This is a genomic window from Arthrobacter sp. 05L417, from assembly GCF_056397865.1.
On record NZ_JBFTOG010000027.1, the window covers coordinates 1 to 16,252 of the forward strand.

Below are 16,252 nucleotides of genomic sequence, written 5' to 3' on the forward strand. Positions count from 1 at the left end.
TCAGGGTTCCCAGGTCCCCGCCGGAACCCTTGACCCACAACAGCTCCACGTCCTCCCCGGTCACCGGGTCCTTCTCCGTGCCCTTCGCCGAGGTGTTCCCACCGGCGAAGTTCGTGTTCCGCTTGTCCGCGCCCAGGCGGTTGGAACGGCCGATCAGTTCTTCAACGGTCTTGTTAGTTGTGTTCTGCATGTTCATGCTTATGCGCCCCATCCGGCTTGCTGGCCGCCCACGCGGTCCTCGTTGATCTTCTTCTGGTAGCCGCTGGCCTTGAACGCGGTCATCGGGTCCGCGGGCAGGCCGCGCGATTCGCGCCACCCGGCCAGGACCGGCCGGACATCGGTATAGAAGGCATCGTTGAAAATGCCGTTCGCGGCAAGGACGTCGCCTTCACGCTGCGCCTCGGTGAGCGCGTCCGTGTCGATGAGCAGTGCCCGGGCCGTCATTTCCTGGACGTTGAGCACGGAGCGGATCTGGCCCGGGATCTTCTCCTCCAGGTTGTGGCACTGGTCCAGCATCAAGGCGACGCCCGAATCCTTTCCGAATCCGCCGCCGCGGATGACCTCGTGCATGATGCGGAACAACTGGAAAGGATCCGCGGCCCCGACGATCAGGTCATCGTCGGCATAGAAGCGCGAGTTGAAATCGAAGGAACCCAGCTTGCCCAGGCGCAACAGCTGCATCACGATGAACTCGATGTTCGTGCCCGGGGCATGGTGGCCGGTGTCCAGGCAGACGAAGGCCTTCTCCCCCAGAGCCAGCGTCTGTGCATAGGACGTGCCCCAGTCCGGAACGTCGGTGTGATAGAAAGCCGGCTCGAAGAACTTGTACTCCAGCACCAGGCGCTGGCTATCCCCAAGGCCCGCGTAGATCTCCTGGAGGGATTCCGCGAGGCGGTCCTGGCGGCCGCGCATGTCATCCTGGCCCGGATAGTTGGTGCCGTCAGCCAGCCAGACCTTCAGGTCCCGGGAGCCCGTGGCATGCATGATCTCGATGCACTCCAGGTGGTGATCGATCGCCCGGCGACGCACCGCCGAATCGGAGGACGTCAGGGAGCCGTACTTGTATTCGTCGTCCTGGAACGTGTTCGAGTTGATGGTCCCCAGTCCGATGCCAAGGTCCGCCGCGTACTCGCGGAGGGCGGAGTAATCGTCCACTTTGTCCCACGGGATGTGCAGTGCCACAGTCGGTGCGAGGCCCGTCAGCTCGTGGACTTTCGCGGCGTCAGCCAGCTTCTCCTGGATGGTCCGCGGGGTGCCGGGCGTACCGAACACCTTGAACCGTGTGCCCGAATTGCCGTAGGCCCAGGACGGGACCTCGATGGCCAGTTCCCCGAGGCGGCCCAGGGCCGTTTCCGTGGTGTTCATGATTGTTCCTTCTGTTGCCTGTGCGTCGTCTTCGAACAGCAATGCTCTTCTTCCTTGAATCGAAACCGTCTTGAATCGATTCATTCAAGAACCTACTCACACGGTAGGGCCTGCTTCCATGGCGTGTCAACAGTCAATCCCGGAGATCGCCAGTCGAACCACGTAATATTGATGAAGCGGTTTGATTCGATTCATCAATTGGGAGGTTGAGCGTGCCAAGCGGCCCGGGAGCAAAGCTGACAGACGTCGCTGCCCTTGCGAGAGTTTCGGTCGGTACGGTTTCGAATGTCCTCAACCGGCCGGACCAGGTGTCCTTCGACAAGAGGACCCGCGTTCTGGCAGCCATCGAGGAGCTGGGGTTCGTGCGCAACGAATCAGCCCGCTCGCTGCGTTCAGGATCCACCAGGAGCCTCGGCATGCTTGTGCTGGACGTGCGCAACCCCTTCTTCACCGATGTCGCTTTGGGCGCTGAAAACGTCGCCGAAGACCACAAGCACTCCCTGATCCTGGCCAACAGTGCCGAAGACGCCGGCCGAGAGCAGGCATATCTGGACCTGTTCGAGCAGCAACGCGTCCAAGGCGTTTTGATCACTCCGTTCGGACAAGTTCTTCAGCGGCTCGAAAGAATGCGCGATCGGGGCATCCCCTCAGTACTCGTCGACAGGCTCGCAAGCACGGATCAGTTCTGCTCGGTATCAGTGGACGACGTTGCCGGCGGCGCCACGGCCCTGGATCATCTCGTCAGCGTCGGTTCGGTACGCCCTGCATTCGTCGGCGGCCCTTTCACGCTGCAGCAGGTCGAGGACCGCTATCGGGGAGCCGCCGATGCGGCAGCACGTGCTGGGGTCCCGCTTCAGCTCTTCGAAACGCCGGATCTGAAATTTGAACGCGGGCGCCGGATTGGAGACCTAATGTCCAATCTCCAATCCGACAAGCGCCCGGACGCCGTGTTTGCCGCCAACGATCAATTGGCTCTTGGTCTCTTGCAATCCTTCGCCGCGAACGGGCTCCGCGTGCCCGAGGACGTCGCCATCGTTGGGTTTGACGACATCGATTTTGCCTCGCAGTCGAGCATCCCGCTCACCTCCATCAGTCAGCCGAGGCAGCTGATCGGCGAGCGTGCCGCACAGCTCCTCTTCGACGAAATCGACGACGAACCCGGTCACGTCCACAGCCAAGTGGTGTTCACGCCGGAACTCGTGGCGAGGCAGAGCACCCTGCGCCGCTAGGCGGATCCTTTCGATCCGGCCGTCGGCACGAGATCGCCTTTTTCGGATGAAATGAGCGATATATAAGTCTCCAGTTGGGACCGTAGCTGATCCGCTGAGTGGTGTTCCGGCGTCAGCGTGGCTGTGATCTGTGCACCGAGCGCGAACGTCATGATCCCGCCAACGATGTCGTCGTCGTTCAGCCCCTCCTTCAGTTCGCCAAGTTCCCTGGCTTCACCGAGCTTGTCGAATAGTGCCTCACGCCATTGCTCCATCGAGGAATCATGCAAGGCGGCCTTCGCCGGGTCCGTCAGTGCGCGCTGCCAGAAGGCGATCGCGATTCGCGCCTCGTTGAGCCTCTCGGCGTCGAGCGGCAAAATTTCGTGGCAATAGCTGCGCAATGCAGACAGGCCCCGCTGGCCGGCCGTGGAATCGCTCATACGGGTGTTCGTCTGGTTGAAGACGTGGCCGAAAGCAAACGTCAAGAGATCGTCTTTCGTAGGGAAATACGGCTTGAGGGCACCGTTGGCAAAGCCTGCCTCCGTTGCTATCTCGCGCATCGTGGCGCCCTCTATCCCCCTGCTGGCGATGATCCGCCACGTGGCTTCGACAAGCTCCACCCGGCGCTTGTCGTGGTCTACGATCTTCGGCACGCTTTCCCCAAATCTTTTTTTCTACAACCGTTGTGACTCAGATTACACGATGCTATTCTCTACACACATAGAAAATAAATCGCCACACACAAAGGCCTTCCATGAGCACAACTTCCTCTCCCGAAATCGCCGAAATGGCTGCGTTTGCCGGACTGTCTCCGTTTGCATTGACCAGTGCCGAAGACATCACGGCCGTCAGGGGCATTTTGGCTGACGCCGGACTCTTCAACGGATCCATCCGGATCGCCTACCTTGGCCTCCTTGAGCCACCACGGAATGCGGAGGCTGTGGACCGCAGGTTCAGGGCGTTCCTGCACAATGTTTCAACCGGTGCGGCACAGGACGTCGTGGTCTCTGTGACACACCAGGAAGTCGTCTCGAAGGTTGAACTCGACACTTCGGTGACGGGCGAGCTTCCCGTCATCGAAGAAGAGTTCGAGGTGGTCGAAGAGATCCTCGCGCAGGACGAACGGTGGCTCAAGGCCTTGGCTGACCGGAACCTCGACGTCAGCAAAGTCAGGGTCGCTCCCCTGTCAGCCGGGGTCTTCGAGTACCCGGAGGAGAAGGGTCGCCGGATTCTGCGCGGTTTGGCTTTCGTCCAGGAGTTCCCCGGGGACAGCGCCTGGGCCCACCCCGTGGATGGGCTGGTTGCCTACGTTGACGTCGTCAGCAAGACGGTGGACCAGGTCTTGGATTTCGGAGCCGTCCCGGTGCCGCAAGAACACGGCAACTTTACGGACCCGGAGCTGACCGGAGCGATGCGCACCACCCAGAAGCCGATCCACATCACCCAGCCGGAGGGTCCGAGCTTCACCGTCCGCAATGGAAACCACGTCGAGTGGGAGAAGTGGAGCCTGGACATCGGCTTCGATGTCCGGGAAGGCGTTGTTCTGCACAATGTGGCGTTCGACGACGTCGATCGCCGTCGCAGCATCCTCAAGCGTGCTTCCATCGCCGAAATGGTGGTGCCTTACGGCGACCCTTCCCCTGTGCGCTCCTGGCAGAACTACTTCGATACCGGCGAATACCTCGTGGGCCAATACGCCAACTCGCTCGAGCTCGGCTGCGATTGCCTCGGCGAAATCACCTACCTCAGCCCGGTAGTGAGCGACGCGTTCGGCCGGCCACGGGAAATCCGCAACGGCATCTGCATGCATGAGGAGGACTGGAGCATCCTCGCCAAGCACAGCGACCTCTGGAGCGGCGTGAACTACACTCGCCGGAACCGCCGGCTCGTCATCAGTTTCTTCACGACCATCGGCAACTACGACTACGGCTTCTACTGGTACCTCTACCTTGATGGCACCATTGAGTTCGAAGCCAAGGCCACCGGCGTCGTCTTCACCAGTGCCCACCCCGGAAAAGGCTACCCTTACGCCTCGGAGCTCGCTCCGGGCCTTGGGGCTCCGTTCCACCAGCACCTTTTCAGTGCCCGCCTGGACTTCGCCATCGACGGCCTGAGCAACAGGGTCGAGGAAGAGGACGCCGTCCGGGTACCCATGGGAGAAGGCAACGAGCGCGGCAACGCCTTCGCCCGCCGTCGGACTGTGCTCAAGAGCGAAGCGGAGGCCGTGCGGGAGTCCGACATGGCGGCCGGACGGGCCTGGATCATCTCCAATCCCGAATCACTCAACCGCCTGGGCGATCCTGTGGGGTACAAGCTCCACGGACAAGGGCATCCCATGCTCCTGGCGGACCCCCAATCATCCATCGCCCAGCGCGCAGCGTTCGCTACGAAGGATCTGTGGGTGACGCGCTACGACGAGAATGAGCGCTACCCCAGCGGCGACTTCGTCAACCAGCATTCCGGAGGAGCCGGATTGCCGTCCTACATTGCCCAAGACAGGGACATCGATGGACAAGACATTGTCGTGTGGCACACCTTCGGGCTGACCCACTTCCCCCGCCCCGAGGACTGGCCGATCATGCCTGTCGACACGGTGGGATTCAAACTCCGCCCCGAGGGCTTCTTCGACCGGAGCCCCGTCCTCGACGTCCCTGCGTCGAAGCCCGCCGAAGGCGGCCACTGCCACATGGAGGCCCAGAAATGAGTTTAACAACCGGGAAAGAGACCACTGAAGTGGGCCACCCGCATCACCATCGACGCCGTCTCGGCGTACCCGCGGTGACATTCATGATCATCGCCGCCTCGGCTCCGCTCACCGTCCTCGCCGGCGGCGTCACGACGACGTTTGCCGTCACCGGGGTAACCGGCGTTCCGCTGTCCTTCCTGCTGCTCGGCGGAACCCTCGCCGTGTTCGCCGTCGGGTACGCGGCAATGAGCCGGTACGTCGTCAACGCCGGCGCTTTCTATTCCTACGTGGCGCAAGGCATCTCGCGGCCGGTCGGCGTCGGGGTTTCCATGGTGGCCCTGATGGCTTACAACCTGATGCAAGTCGGAATCTACGGGCTCTTCGGCTTCACCGTCTCAAGCCTGATCAACGAACGCTTCGGCATCACTGTCCCTTGGTGGATTCCGGTGCTGGTCTGCATCGCCGTCGTCGCATTCCTCGGCGTGAACAGGGTGGACCTGTCAGCGAAGGTCCTCGGGGTGCTCGTCGGCCTGGAGTTCCTTGTGGTGATCGTCTACGACGTCGTCTCCTTCGTTGTGGCACCCGAGGGAGTCAGCGGAGCGCCGCTCAGCCCGCAGAGCCTCTTTGTGCCGGGCGTAGGAGCGGTCCTCTCCTTCGGCATCGCGGCGTTCATGGGATTCGAGTCGGCAGCGATCTACGGTGAGGAAAGCAAGGACCCCAAGCACACGGTCGCCCGGGCCACATACACTGCCGTGGCCATCATCGCCTTGTTCTACGCCGTTTCCTCGTGGGCCATGGCGGTCGGAACCGGACCGTCCGCAGTGGTGGACGCTTCCGCGAAACAAGGACCCGACCTGATGTTCGGCTTCCTCAGTGACCATGCCGGGGTGCTTCTCGCCGACGTGGCCCGCCTGCTCTTCGTCACCAGCCTCTTCGCAGCCCTCGTCAGCTTCCACAACGCCGCAGCGCGCTACTTCTTCTCCCTTGGCCGGGAACAAGTCCTCCCCCGGAAGCTGGGTGCAGTACGGCGGCACAGTGGCGCCCCCTACGCCGGGTCGATCGTCCAGACGGTCATCGCCGTCGTGGTCACGGTGGCGTTCGCCATCGCGGGGACCGGATCATCGTTGGGTGATCTCTACCCTGTCCTGACCATGTTCACGTGGCTGACGAACGACGGCGCCATGGGACTTGTCCTCTTGATGACGATCGTCTCGCTGGCTGTCATTGGATTCTTCCGCAAGAACAGGCATGACGCTGGAATCTGGACCCGCGTGATCGCCCCTGCCCTGGGGTTCCTGCTCCTGGCGGCGATCTTCGTTCTGATCGTGGTCAACTTCAACGTACTGCTCGGCCAAAACGAGACCAATGCGCTGACGTTCATCCTGCCGGCCACGATCATAGTGCCCGGGCTGGTGGGGGTCGCGTGGGCGTTCCGCCTCCGCCGGAGCAGCCCCGCCGTGTATCGGCGGATCGGGCACGGCGAAGAGGGGCCGGCGGTCGTCCACCTCGGGGACGAAGAAGACTTGTAGCGCCGGGACCGACGACTTGTGAACAACATGCACACAACCCTTTCGATCGTCATGCTTGCCTGCTGCGCCCTCGGAATCTGGAGCCCGATGCGCGAAGGACTGGTCAGGAACCTCAGCCAGTGGGGACCGATGGCACTCATGCTCGTTGCGATGGCGGACACGACCGTCGGGCCAGGAATCGTTCCGGGCGTCGTGTGGGGCCTGTTGCTGCTCCTCACGTCCCCTCTTCCGTTGGTGCTCCTGCCCAAGGATCGCCGCGGCGGCATGGAAATGCACCGTTCCCTGTCCATGGTGGCCATGTTCGCCATCTTGGTCACAACCCTTCCCACAGCCCCATCCAGTTCAGCACACCAAACACATGCGCATTCAGGACTTGGTGGAGCGAACCCGGTCCTGGCAGTTGCCCTCGCGGCAGCGGTCATCGCCTACTCAATCGCCCTGGCGGCCCGAACGCTTGGGCGAAACGGCCGAGGACACCGTCGTCACCGGTCTGCATCGCTTGAGGCCATCTCTTCGGCGGGCGCCTTGGGCGCCATGATCCTGATGGCCGTCTGACCCTACAACGTTGTCCATCGAAACCATTACCAACTCAGAGTGGAGTAAACCCTTGGAAAGCTACGACGCCCTCCTGTCTTCAATCACCCCGACCACCGGCGAAACCCGGACCATCCTCGACCCCGGCACGGACACCGCCGTCGGCGAGGCCCCGGTCCACACCGTCGGTGACCTCGAGGCCGCCATCACCGCAGCCCGGGCCGCCCAGCCCGCGTGGGCCGCGGCGGGCCACGACGCCCGGTCCGCCGCGCTCCTGAAGGCCGCCGACGCCGTCGAACGCTCCGCCGAAGAACTCGCCCGCCTGCTCTCCCGCGAACAAGGCAAACCGCTCAACGGCCCCAACGCCCGCTTCGAAGTCGGCGCCTGCGCCGCGTGGCTGCGCGCCACCGCCGCGACCCCGCTCGACCCCGAAACCATCGTCGACGACGGCGAAATCCGCGCCGAACTGCACTACCGGCCCATCGGCGTCGTCGGCGCCATCGGCCCCTGGAACTGGCCCATGATGATCACCATCTGGCAGATCGCCCCCGCCCTGCGCATGGGCAACGCCGTCGTCGTCAAACCCTCCGAATACACCCCCCTGTCCGTCCTCGCCCTGGCGAAAGTGATCAACGAGGAACTCCCCGAAGGCCTCCTCACGGTGGTCTCCGGCGGACGCGACGTCGGCGAGGCGCTGGCCTCCCACCCCGCCATCGGCAAGGTCATGTTCACCGGCTCCACCGCTACCGGCAAAGCCATCATCCGCTCCAGCGCCGACACGGTGAAACGCCTCACCCTGGAACTGGGCGGCAACGACGCCGGCATCGTCCTGCCCGACGCCGACCCCAAAGCGATCGCCGAAGGCCTCTTCTGGGGCGCCTTCATCAACACCGGCCAGACCTGTGCCGCCCTCAAACGCCTCTACGTCCACGACTCCCTCTACGAGGAAGTGTGCACCGAACTCACCAAGGTCGCCGCCAACATGCCCATGGGGGTTGGCCTTGATGAAGCGAACGTCCTCGGACCTTTGCAGAACCGGCAGCAGTTCGACATCGTCGCCCGCCTCGTCGAGGCCGCCCGCGATTCCGGCGCCCGCATCCTGCTCGGCGGCAATCCGGACCCGGGCCTGCCCGGCAACTTCTATCCCACCACCCTCGTGGCCGACATCGACAACGACAACCCGCTCGTCGCCGAAGAGCAGTTCGGCCCCGCCCTGCCCATCATCCGCTACAGCAGCGTGGACGAGGCCGTCGCCAAGGCGAACGCGCTCGACGTCGGACTCGGCGCCTCCGTCTGGTCCACGAACCCAGTCGCCGCCCGCGACGTCGCCGCCCGCCTCGATGCCGGAACCGTCTGGATCAACAAACACGGCAACGTCGACCCCCGCATCCCCTTCGGCGGGGCCAAACAATCCGGCTACGGCCTCGAATTCGGCGTCGAAGGCCTCAAAGCCCTCGGCGTACCCCAGATCATCAACGGCTGACCCAACTAGCCCGCAGTTGTTGTCGTTTTGAGGCTCCAGAACGACAACAACTGTCAGTCAGTTGGGGCGTGCCCCCGTCGCCTTTGAATCTCGACGTAGGCCGTGACAAGGAGCACGACAATCACAGCAAGGGCCAAGACGACGGCGGCGGGAACCACAGCGCTGACCGGTGCGAGCAAGACAGCGATCACCACAGTAGGAACTGCCCATGGCAGCACTGCGTGTAGAGGCTGACCGTAGCGAAGCGACACGATCGCATTACATCCATAGAAGAGGGCCAGGCCTCCGCCGAGCGAAATCCCGGAACCGAACGGCAAGTGCTCATAAGGTGCTGGAATGGCCGTCGCGATCGCCCCGGCGATCGCAGTCACTCCCAGCACCAGGAGAAACGGCATAAACAAGGTGGTCTGAAGGATCCCGGCGAAGTCGGACCGGGCCTGCAGCCGCTCGAGCCCCGCGGTGATGGTCCCGGTGCCGTATTGGAAGAACGCCCAGCCGAGGAAGGCAACAACGAGGAATCCGAGCGCGCCGACGAGTCCCGCGCCCGGGCCCCAATCGTCGGACACCTCAGTGACGATCGTGAATATGGATTCGCCGAGGACAATGATGACGAACAATCCAAGCCGCTCGGAAGCGTGCTCGATGTTGATGCCACCGATGCCCCGGTTGGGCCAAAGGCGGGCGCCAATCGCCACCATGCCAACCTCGACGACGATCGCGGCAGCCCACAGAATGACAGCGGTCTGGAGAGGCAAGAAGGCCGAGATGAGCCAGAGGAAGGCCGTGCCGCCGTTGTAGATCCAGATCCGCCACGGAGTCTCTGACGAATTTTCGCGGTGTTGGTACAGCCACAAGACCAGCAGGACAACGCGAATGGCGGCATTGGCCAACGAAAAGGCCCAAGCCCGTTCGCCAAAGGCGCCGGGCGCGGCCGCGGCCATGACGCTCGCCGCCGCCATGGCCGCGAGCATCGCGACACCCAGCGCCCTGGACGACAAACCAGGCAGGAGGTTGACCACGGAAACAATGTTCACCCAAGCCCACCACGCCGGAAAGAAAAGCAGGACGTAGGTGCCGAATTCGGCCCATCCAGGATCGCCATGGATCCCGCGGGCAAGCTGCCCAACGAAGGCCACAAAGACGAGGTCGAAGAACAACTCCATCCAGTGGACGCGGCCAGGGTCACGGGCCACCTCGTGTTTCAACCCGCCGGGAACCGGCGACTTATCCATCATTGACCCATGCTATTGGCTGCCGGACTTCCCTTCCCCAGGGGAGCGATTTGGGTTGGCTACTTTCCCTTGAAAGTGAGCATGTCGGAGCCGCTCTTCCAGGTGAGCGTGCCCTGGCTAAATGACATTTCAATGGGTCGCTTCAGGAAATCCACAAACCACTGTTGCCGAGTGGCGGCGTCGGCGGCGCACCCCATGGCGCCGATCCCGAGCGTGCCGACCACCAATGTGTCCCCCGTAATTGTGGCCGCTCCGCTGATCGGCGAGCAGGGAGTTTTCGCAGCGATGTAGAGAGAACCATTCACGGAACTCAATTGCACCGTGAGTCGCCCTGATGCCGCCCAGGGCAGGTCAACGCCGTCTGATGTTCCGGCAGTACTGACGTACTCGGTACACGGAGCCGACGGCAGGAATGCTGCGCACATCTCCCGCGGCGGCGCAGGGGTTGTCACAAGGGACGTGGGGCCCGTCTGGGGAGGCATGGGTGCGGTGGTTCGCGGCTCCCCGGCTTGTTGTGACGCACACGAAGTCAGCGTCGTTCCGATAAGAAGCAGAAGAATCAGCTTTCCTTGCAAACCACCTCTGCGCTGCATTGTGCCCCCTGGTAGACGAACGCTGCTCGGTGCCCGCTGTTGAAGGAGTCTATGCCCGTGCCGGGGCTAAGGTCGCGCCGTAGCTCCAGTTCCGAGGGAGCTTTCATTGGTCATACAGTACCGGCAGTGCGCCCCACGCAGCCCGGGATAGTAGCATGTGGAATGCAGGAATACGCTTTGCGAGGAGCGTCCCACGGACATGGAAAAGTTGGGGGCAAGCAAAAGCAATGGATTCGGAACCGGTACAGCCAGAGGTAAATCCGCGATTCAGCAACACCCGGAAACAAAATACTGATCTTGCCGTCCAGCAACTCCGGGCGGGCGGGTTCACGAACACTCAGGTGGACGAATTCCTCGAGACGCTGCACCGTATGGAGGCCGACGATTCAATACTTGCGCCGCTGACGAATGCCCTACTCGCCATGAACGTCTCAGTCCAGTGGCTAATGTAGGACCCGCCCCCACCTCAAGACTCAGGTAGATCAGTCGGACTCGGCCTGCTGCTCGATGCGTCGACGCTGCTCCTCGAGCTCCTTCTCGCCTTCGTCTTCAGCTTCATAGAGCTTGGAGTTGGTGATCTGGAGTTCACGCATCACAGCGTCAAGCTTCACGTGAAGGGCGGCACTGTCTCTGTTTTGGGTGTTCTGGATGATGAAGACCATAAGAAACGTCACGATAGTGGTGCCGGTATTGATGACCAATTGCCAGGTATCCGAAAATCCCAGCAGTGGTCCAGTGAAGGCCCAAACGATGAGAATGATTACCGCCGCGCTGAATACCCAGGCGTGGCCGAGAACTTTAGCCACCCTCGTGGTGAACCGGGTAAAAAAGTCCTGACGGGAGTCTCCAGTTTTGCCACTCATGCAGACATCATCTCCCATTACCGGGACTGCAACTACTAGTTCGCGCCTTTTGCCCCGCCCCCTTCGGCCAAGCTTGACCACGCCTCGGCCACGCGAGTGATGACATTTCGGCCCAAAATCTTTCCAACGTTGTAATCTGCAGGTTAAGACGGGTACCGGCTTGCGCGCGGAAGAAGGAAAAGTGGCAATTACCATGCGGGATGTGGCCCAAGCGGCCGATGTGTCAATCAAGACGGTATCCAACGTCATCAATGACCATCCAAACATCAAAGCCGAGACGCGCGAGCGGGTTTTGCTAGCCATCGAGAAACTTGGCTACCAACCCAATCTCTCGGCCCGTGGGTTGCGGTCGGGCCGTACGGACGTCATCAGCCTCATCATCCCGGATTTGAAGAACGCATACTTTGCTGAACTTGCCGACGCCGTCATGACGGCCGCCTCAAAGCGCGGGAAAGTCGTGATCATCGAGCAAAGCGGAGGCTCACGGGCACGCGAGTTGGAGGTCCTGCATGGCCCACGGATGAGGATGGTCGATGGCGTCTTGTACAGCGTGCTCGGCCTGAGCCAGGAGGACGCGGGCCTCATCGACATCCCGACTCCCATGGTCCTCCTGGGTGAGCGGATCTTTCACGGCCCCACGGACCACGTCACCATGCAAAACATCGAGGCTTCTCAAGCAGCCACGGAACACCTCCTGCAACGCGGACGAACGAAACTACTCGCCTTTGGTGCCCACCGAAATGAAGTCATCGGCTCAGCCGGGCTCCGCTTGGAAGGGTACCGCCGTGCCCTGCAGAAGGCCGGGCTGGATTACCGCGACGAACTGGCAATCGACGTCCAGTCGTGGCACCGGTCCGACGGCGCCCAGGCCATGCGGGAGGTCCTGGCGTCCGGGCTGGACTTCGACGGCGTCGTGGCATTCAACGACTCCCTCGCCCTGGGCGCCATGCGTGTCATGCAGGACGCCGGACTGAGAATCCCCGAGGATGTGGCAATCATCGGCTTTGACGACATCGACGAGACCCGGTATTCACTACCGACGTTGTCGACCATAGATCCCGGCCGGCAGGAGATCGCCGAGACCGCCGTCGCGATGCTCCTTGAGCGGATCGACGGCGCGGCCGAAGCAACGCCCGCCCGCGAGTTTGAAGCAGGTTTCAAGGTCGTCAGCCGGGAGTCCACAGCGATCCAGCCTGCCGAAGACTCCGCCTAATTTCTTCTTGACATGTAAGTCCGGTCACATCATCATGGATTTACAACGATTACTTACATCGATGTAAAAGCTTGGGAATCTCTTCTTGTCCCTACCGAGCCCGTCCAGATCCCGCCAGCATCCGTTGGCTGGAGGACGCCCTACCCTCGCCTGCTCTACCTCCGACGACGACGTCCATGCACGACCGAAGGGAAACTACGTGAACAAGAAAGCAATCGCGGCAGCAGTGTCAGCCGCTGCCCTGGCCGCCACACTCGCAGGGTGCAGTGGTGGCGCGGATGCCGCCAGTGCGGGCTCCAACACCACCAATTGCACCAACAAGATTGTCCATGCCGACGCTCCGAAGGTCTCCGTGTGGGCGTGGTATCCCAACATGGCCACGGTCGTCGACAACTTCAACAACTCCCACACCGATGTCCAGGTCTGCTGGACCGTGGCCGGCCAGGGTGGTCCGGAGTACGCGAAGTTCCAAACAGCTATCCAGGCAGGCAAGGGAGCCCCTGACGTGATCATGCTCGAGGCTGACCAGCTGACGGGTTTTGAACTGCAGAACGCACTTGTCGACCTGAGCAAGTATGGCGCCGGAGACGTCAAGAAAAACTTCAGTGCCGGTTCCTGGAAAGACGTCTCGCAGGGCGATTCGGTCTACGCGATTCCGGTCGACGGCGGGCCCATGGCCATGATCTACCGCAAGGACGTGCTGGACAAGTACGGTATCAAGCCGCCGACGACATGGGCCGAGTACGAAACGGCCGCGCAGAAGGTCAAAGACGCCGGCGGCCCTGCATTCGGGGATCTTGGCAGCAATGTCCCTGCCGCCCTGACCGCCCTCATGGCCCAAAAGGGCGCCGTTCCCTTCACTTATGACCTGGCAGACCAGAAGAATATCTCCATCCACCTCGACAGCCAGCCGGCCAAGGACGTCCTGAACTACTGGGCAGGGCTCGTGAAGAAGGGCCTGGTTGCCACCCAGGACCAGTTCACCACCGACTACATCTCAGGAATGATCGGCGGCAAGTACGCCACGTACATCTCCGCTGCATGGGCTCCCGGCTACCTCACCGGGTCTGGGGTGGGCAAGGGCAACGAGAAGGGAACATTCGCTGCGGCGCCGCTCCCCCAATGGGATCCAAGCAACCCTGTCTCCGTTAACTGGGGAGGATCCACCTTTGCCGTCACCTCACAGGCCGGTGACCAGAAGCTCGCCGCCGAAGTCGCCAAGGGCCTCTACGCCGACGACGCCTCTCTGACGGATGGCTGGAAGACCCAGACAATCTTCCCGCTCAACCAGAATGTGCTGAAGTCGGACGCATTCACCAACAACGCCGTGGACTTCTTTGGCGGACAGACCGCAAACAAGGACATCTACATCCCGGCCGAAAATGCCTACAAGGGCTTCAATTACAGCCCGTTCAGCGTCTACTACTACGCGCAGCTGCAGGCCGAGACGGTCAAGATCAACGCCGGCAAAGTCAGCGGGGACGAAGCAGCCGCCGAGCTGCAGGGCATCATGGTGAACTACGCGAAGAGCCAAGGGTTCACGGTCAACTGACAGGCCCTCCCGTTCCGCCGGCCCCGGGCGGGCGGAACGGGACGGAATCGATCAATAGAAAGTTGCAGGACAGCTCATGGCAGTTCACGGGTCAACGGTGACGTCGTTGCCACACACTTCCACGCCGGACAAGGTGAATCCCCCGCCTCCGCCCGAACGCAGAATCCGCTCCCGCAGCGACAGAATGAATGCACGGCGGGCCAGGACCGGGTGGCTCTTCATCGCACCGTTCGGCGTAGTTTTCGTGGCGTTCCTTCTGGCTCCGCTTGCTTACGCCCTCTACCTCAGCCTGTTCACCAAGGGCCTGGCGACAGGTACGCGGTTCAGCGGTTTGGAGAACTATCTCCACGCTTTCTCGGATCCGCAGTTCCTCAAGGGCGTCTGGTTCGTGGTGCGCTTCTCCTTGGTCCTCATTCCGGTCCAGATGGCCGTCTCCCTGGCGGCCGCCCTCGTGCTCGACCACCTCACCACACGGCTCGCCAGGTTCTCCCGGCTCATGATCTTCCTGCCGTACGCAGTGCCCGCGGTGATCGGCGCCCTGATGTGGGGGTTTCTCTACAGTCCGACATTCGGTCCCCTGGAGCAGTTGTTCTCCCTGTTTCACGCGTCGGCGCCCTTCCTGCTCAGTCAGGACAACGTCTTCTATGGCTTGCTCAACGTTGTGACGTGGCAGTGGGCCGGCTATTACATGATCATCATTTACGCGGCATTGCAGGGAATTGATCCGACGCTCTACGAGGCCGCCAAGATTGACGGCGCCTCCGAAAGGCAAGTTGCTTTTCGCATCAAAATACCCCTGGTTTCTTCGGCACTGGTGCTCATTCTTATCTTTGCGCTGATCGGGACGCTGCAGTTCTTCTCCGAGCCGCAAATCCTCGGGCCGGTAGCCAATGGCAGCATCACTCCGGATTTCACCCCGAACATCTACGCGTTCAATTTGGCCTTCGGATACGCCCAGTTCAACTACGCCTCGGCCATATCCTTCTCCCTCGGCATCGTCGTCTTCATCGCGGTGTATGTCTTCATGTTCGCTACCCGTAAGAAAGGGAGCAACCTCTCATGAGCGCACTAACAACAAATCTCCCGGCCGCAACCCGGCTGTCGCGGCCCCGTCGCCGCAACGTAGTGGCTCATGTCTTTCTGGGCGTCCTGGTCCTGTATTTCCTGGCTCCCATTTGGTGGCTGTTCGTCGCCAGCACGAAAGACGCCCAAGGACTTTTCGCCGGCTCTTCCGGCGCTATGTGGTTCGACAAGAATTTCAACCTCATCGCGAACATCCAGGACCTTTTCGCCTACAACGGCGGGGAATACGTACAGTGGCTGGGCAATTCGCTGCTCTACGCTGTCAGCGGCGGCTTGGGAGCGACCGCAATCTCGGTCCTGGCCGGTTACGGCTTCGCCAAGTACAAGTTCCGGGGACGGAACCTTACGTTCGCATTACTGCTCGGTGCCGTGATGGTCCCCATGACGGCGCTGGTCATCCCTACATTCATCCTGATGTCCAACCTCAAACTGACCGATACCGTGTGGGCGGTCATCCTGCCGTCGCTGCTTAGCCCCTTCGGTGTCTACTTGATGCGGGTATACACCGCAGAAGCGGTGCCTGATGAGTTGCTCGACGCGGCCAGAGTGGACGGAGCCGGTGAACTGCGCACGTTTTTCCAAGTCTCCTTGCCCCTGCTTCGGCCGGCGCTGGTGACTGTCCTGCTGCTTTCCGTCGTGGGGACGTGGAACAACTACTTCCTGCCCTTGGCCATGTTGTCCACTGAGAGGCTCTATCCGCTCACCGTGGGCATCGGGCTCTGGGAGCAGCTGGCTTCGTCCAACAACGGGGGTGGCCACTCACTCTGGAGCCTGATCGTGGTCGGTTCGTTCATTTCCATCATTCCCCTCGTGGTGGCATTCCTCACCCTGCAGAAGTACTGGCAGGGCGGCCTGTCACTCGGCAGCCTCAAATAGGCCCTCAAAGCACCCTTTCTCTCCCCGCTCCTCTC

15 protein-coding genes are annotated in these 16,252 nt (G+C 61.9%); 9 read left to right on the forward strand and 6 right to left on the reverse strand.

Going from position 1 to position 16,252, the window contains the following annotated elements; translation table 11 throughout:
* The coding region (locus AC1DJW_RS17685) for a hypothetical protein (protein ID WP_476902050.1) at positions 1–196 on the reverse strand (196 nt) is incomplete at its 3' end.
* 2 nt (positions 197–198) lie between these two features.
* Entirely contained in the window at positions 199–1,365 is a 1,167-nt protein-coding gene (rhaI, locus tag AC1DJW_RS17690) for an L-rhamnose isomerase (protein WP_390277206.1), read from the reverse strand.
* A 212-nt stretch (positions 1,366–1,577) separates the two neighbouring features.
* On the opposite strand from rhaI, the gene AC1DJW_RS17695 reads away from it, so the two are divergent.
* A complete protein-coding gene (locus AC1DJW_RS17695; RefSeq protein WP_284752258.1) occupies positions 1,578–2,594 on the forward strand; it encodes a LacI family DNA-binding transcriptional regulator in 1,017 nt (338 codons plus the stop codon).
* Here the strand turns inward: AC1DJW_RS17695 and AC1DJW_RS17700 are convergent.
* The gene (locus AC1DJW_RS17700; protein ID WP_459341626.1) at positions 2,591–3,226 is read right to left on the reverse strand and encodes a TetR/AcrR family transcriptional regulator; all 636 of its coding nucleotides are present in this window, start codon (positions 3,224–3,226) and stop codon (positions 2,591–2,593) included. The genes AC1DJW_RS17695 and AC1DJW_RS17700 overlap by 4 nt on opposite strands.
* A gap of 134 nt (positions 3,227–3,360) precedes the next feature.
* Here AC1DJW_RS17700 and AC1DJW_RS17705 point away from each other — a divergent pair, with 134 nt between their 5' ends.
* The 4 genes from AC1DJW_RS17705 to AC1DJW_RS17720 are packed head-to-tail and all read left to right on the forward strand — an operon-like array spanning position 3,361 to position 8,805.
* The gene (locus AC1DJW_RS17705) at positions 3,361–5,277 is read left to right on the forward strand and encodes a primary-amine oxidase (RefSeq protein WP_284752368.1); all 1,917 of its coding nucleotides are present in this window, start codon (positions 3,361–3,363) and stop codon (positions 5,275–5,277) included.
* Entirely contained in the window at positions 5,274–6,788 is a 1,515-nt protein-coding gene (locus AC1DJW_RS17710) for an APC family permease (RefSeq protein ID WP_284752260.1), read from the forward strand. Before AC1DJW_RS17705 ends, AC1DJW_RS17710 begins: the two co-directional genes overlap by 4 nt.
* Before the next feature lie 27 nt (positions 6,789–6,815).
* Positions 6,816–7,343, forward strand: coding sequence for a hypothetical protein (locus AC1DJW_RS17715; protein ID WP_476902051.1), 528 nt, complete (start codon positions 6,816–6,818; stop codon positions 7,341–7,343).
* A gap of 52 nt (positions 7,344–7,395) precedes the next feature.
* The gene (locus tag AC1DJW_RS17720) at positions 7,396–8,805 is read left to right on the forward strand and encodes an aldehyde dehydrogenase family protein (protein ID WP_476902078.1); all 1,410 of its coding nucleotides are present in this window, start codon (positions 7,396–7,398) and stop codon (positions 8,803–8,805) included.
* A 53-nt stretch (positions 8,806–8,858) separates the two neighbouring features.
* On the opposite strand, the gene AC1DJW_RS17725 is transcribed toward AC1DJW_RS17720, so the two are convergent.
* The 3 genes from AC1DJW_RS17725 to AC1DJW_RS17735 all read right to left on the reverse strand — a co-directional run bounded on the left by AC1DJW_RS17725 (position 8,859) and on the right by AC1DJW_RS17735 (position 11,493).
* Positions 8,859–10,040, reverse strand: coding sequence for a low temperature requirement protein A (locus tag AC1DJW_RS17725; RefSeq protein WP_476902052.1), 1,182 nt, complete (start codon positions 10,038–10,040; stop codon positions 8,859–8,861).
* Between the two features lie 56 nt (positions 10,041–10,096).
* Positions 10,097–10,519, reverse strand: a complete 423-nt coding sequence (locus AC1DJW_RS17730) for an META domain-containing protein (protein ID WP_284752263.1) — start codon at positions 10,517–10,519, stop codon at positions 10,097–10,099.
* A gap of 593 nt (positions 10,520–11,112) precedes the next feature.
* A complete protein-coding gene (locus AC1DJW_RS17735) occupies positions 11,113–11,493 on the reverse strand; it encodes a low affinity iron permease family protein (RefSeq protein ID WP_284752265.1) in 381 nt (126 codons plus the stop codon).
* A gap of 181 nt (positions 11,494–11,674) precedes the next feature.
* Between AC1DJW_RS17735 and AC1DJW_RS17740 the strand changes: the two genes are divergently transcribed.
* From AC1DJW_RS17740 to AC1DJW_RS17755, 4 genes are all read left to right on the forward strand, one after another.
* A complete protein-coding gene (locus tag AC1DJW_RS17740; protein WP_476902053.1) occupies positions 11,675–12,706 on the forward strand; it encodes a LacI family DNA-binding transcriptional regulator in 1,032 nt (343 codons plus the stop codon).
* Between the two features lie 199 nt (positions 12,707–12,905).
* Positions 12,906–14,258, forward strand: coding sequence for an ABC transporter substrate-binding protein (locus AC1DJW_RS17745; protein WP_476902054.1), 1,353 nt, complete (start codon positions 12,906–12,908; stop codon positions 14,256–14,258).
* A gap of 76 nt (positions 14,259–14,334) precedes the next feature.
* Positions 14,335–15,321, forward strand: coding sequence for a carbohydrate ABC transporter permease (locus AC1DJW_RS17750; RefSeq protein ID WP_459341619.1), 987 nt, complete (start codon positions 14,335–14,337; stop codon positions 15,319–15,321).
* Positions 15,318–16,217 carry a carbohydrate ABC transporter permease gene (locus tag AC1DJW_RS17755; RefSeq protein WP_390277183.1) on the forward strand — a complete coding sequence of 300 codons (900 nt, stop codon included), beginning with the start codon at positions 15,318–15,320 and terminating at the stop codon, positions 16,215–16,217. The genes AC1DJW_RS17750 and AC1DJW_RS17755 overlap by 4 nt, the downstream gene beginning before the upstream one ends.
* Positions 16,218–16,252 lie beyond the last annotated feature (35 nt).

Excerpts from the sequence above, each read along its gene's own strand:
- AC1DJW_RS17750 (WP_459341619.1), top strand. The coding sequence starts at position 14,335 with ATGGCAGTTCACGGGTCAACGGTGACGTCGTTGCCACACACTTCCACG.
- rhaI (WP_390277206.1), bottom strand. The coding sequence starts at position 1,365 with ATGAACACCACGGAAACGGCCCTGGGCCGCCTCGGGGAACTGGCCATC.
- AC1DJW_RS17725 (WP_476902052.1), bottom strand. The coding sequence starts at position 10,040 with ATGATGGATAAGTCGCCGGTTCCCGGCGGGTTGAAACACGAGGTGGCC.
- AC1DJW_RS17755 (WP_390277183.1), top strand. The coding sequence starts at position 15,318 with ATGAGCGCACTAACAACAAATCTCCCGGCCGCAACCCGGCTGTCGCGG.
- AC1DJW_RS17730 (WP_284752263.1), bottom strand. The coding sequence starts at position 10,519 with ATGCCTCCCCAGACGGGCCCCACGTCCCTTGTGACAACCCCTGCGCCG.
- AC1DJW_RS17735 (WP_284752265.1), bottom strand. The coding sequence starts at position 11,493 with ATGAGTGGCAAAACTGGAGACTCCCGTCAGGACTTTTTTACCCGGTTC.
- AC1DJW_RS17715 (WP_476902051.1), top strand. The coding sequence starts at position 6,816 with ATGCACACAACCCTTTCGATCGTCATGCTTGCCTGCTGCGCCCTCGGA.
- AC1DJW_RS17705 (WP_284752368.1), top strand. The coding sequence starts at position 3,361 with ATGGCTGCGTTTGCCGGACTGTCTCCGTTTGCATTGACCAGTGCCGAA.
- AC1DJW_RS17710 (WP_284752260.1), top strand. The coding sequence starts at position 5,274 with ATGAGTTTAACAACCGGGAAAGAGACCACTGAAGTGGGCCACCCGCAT.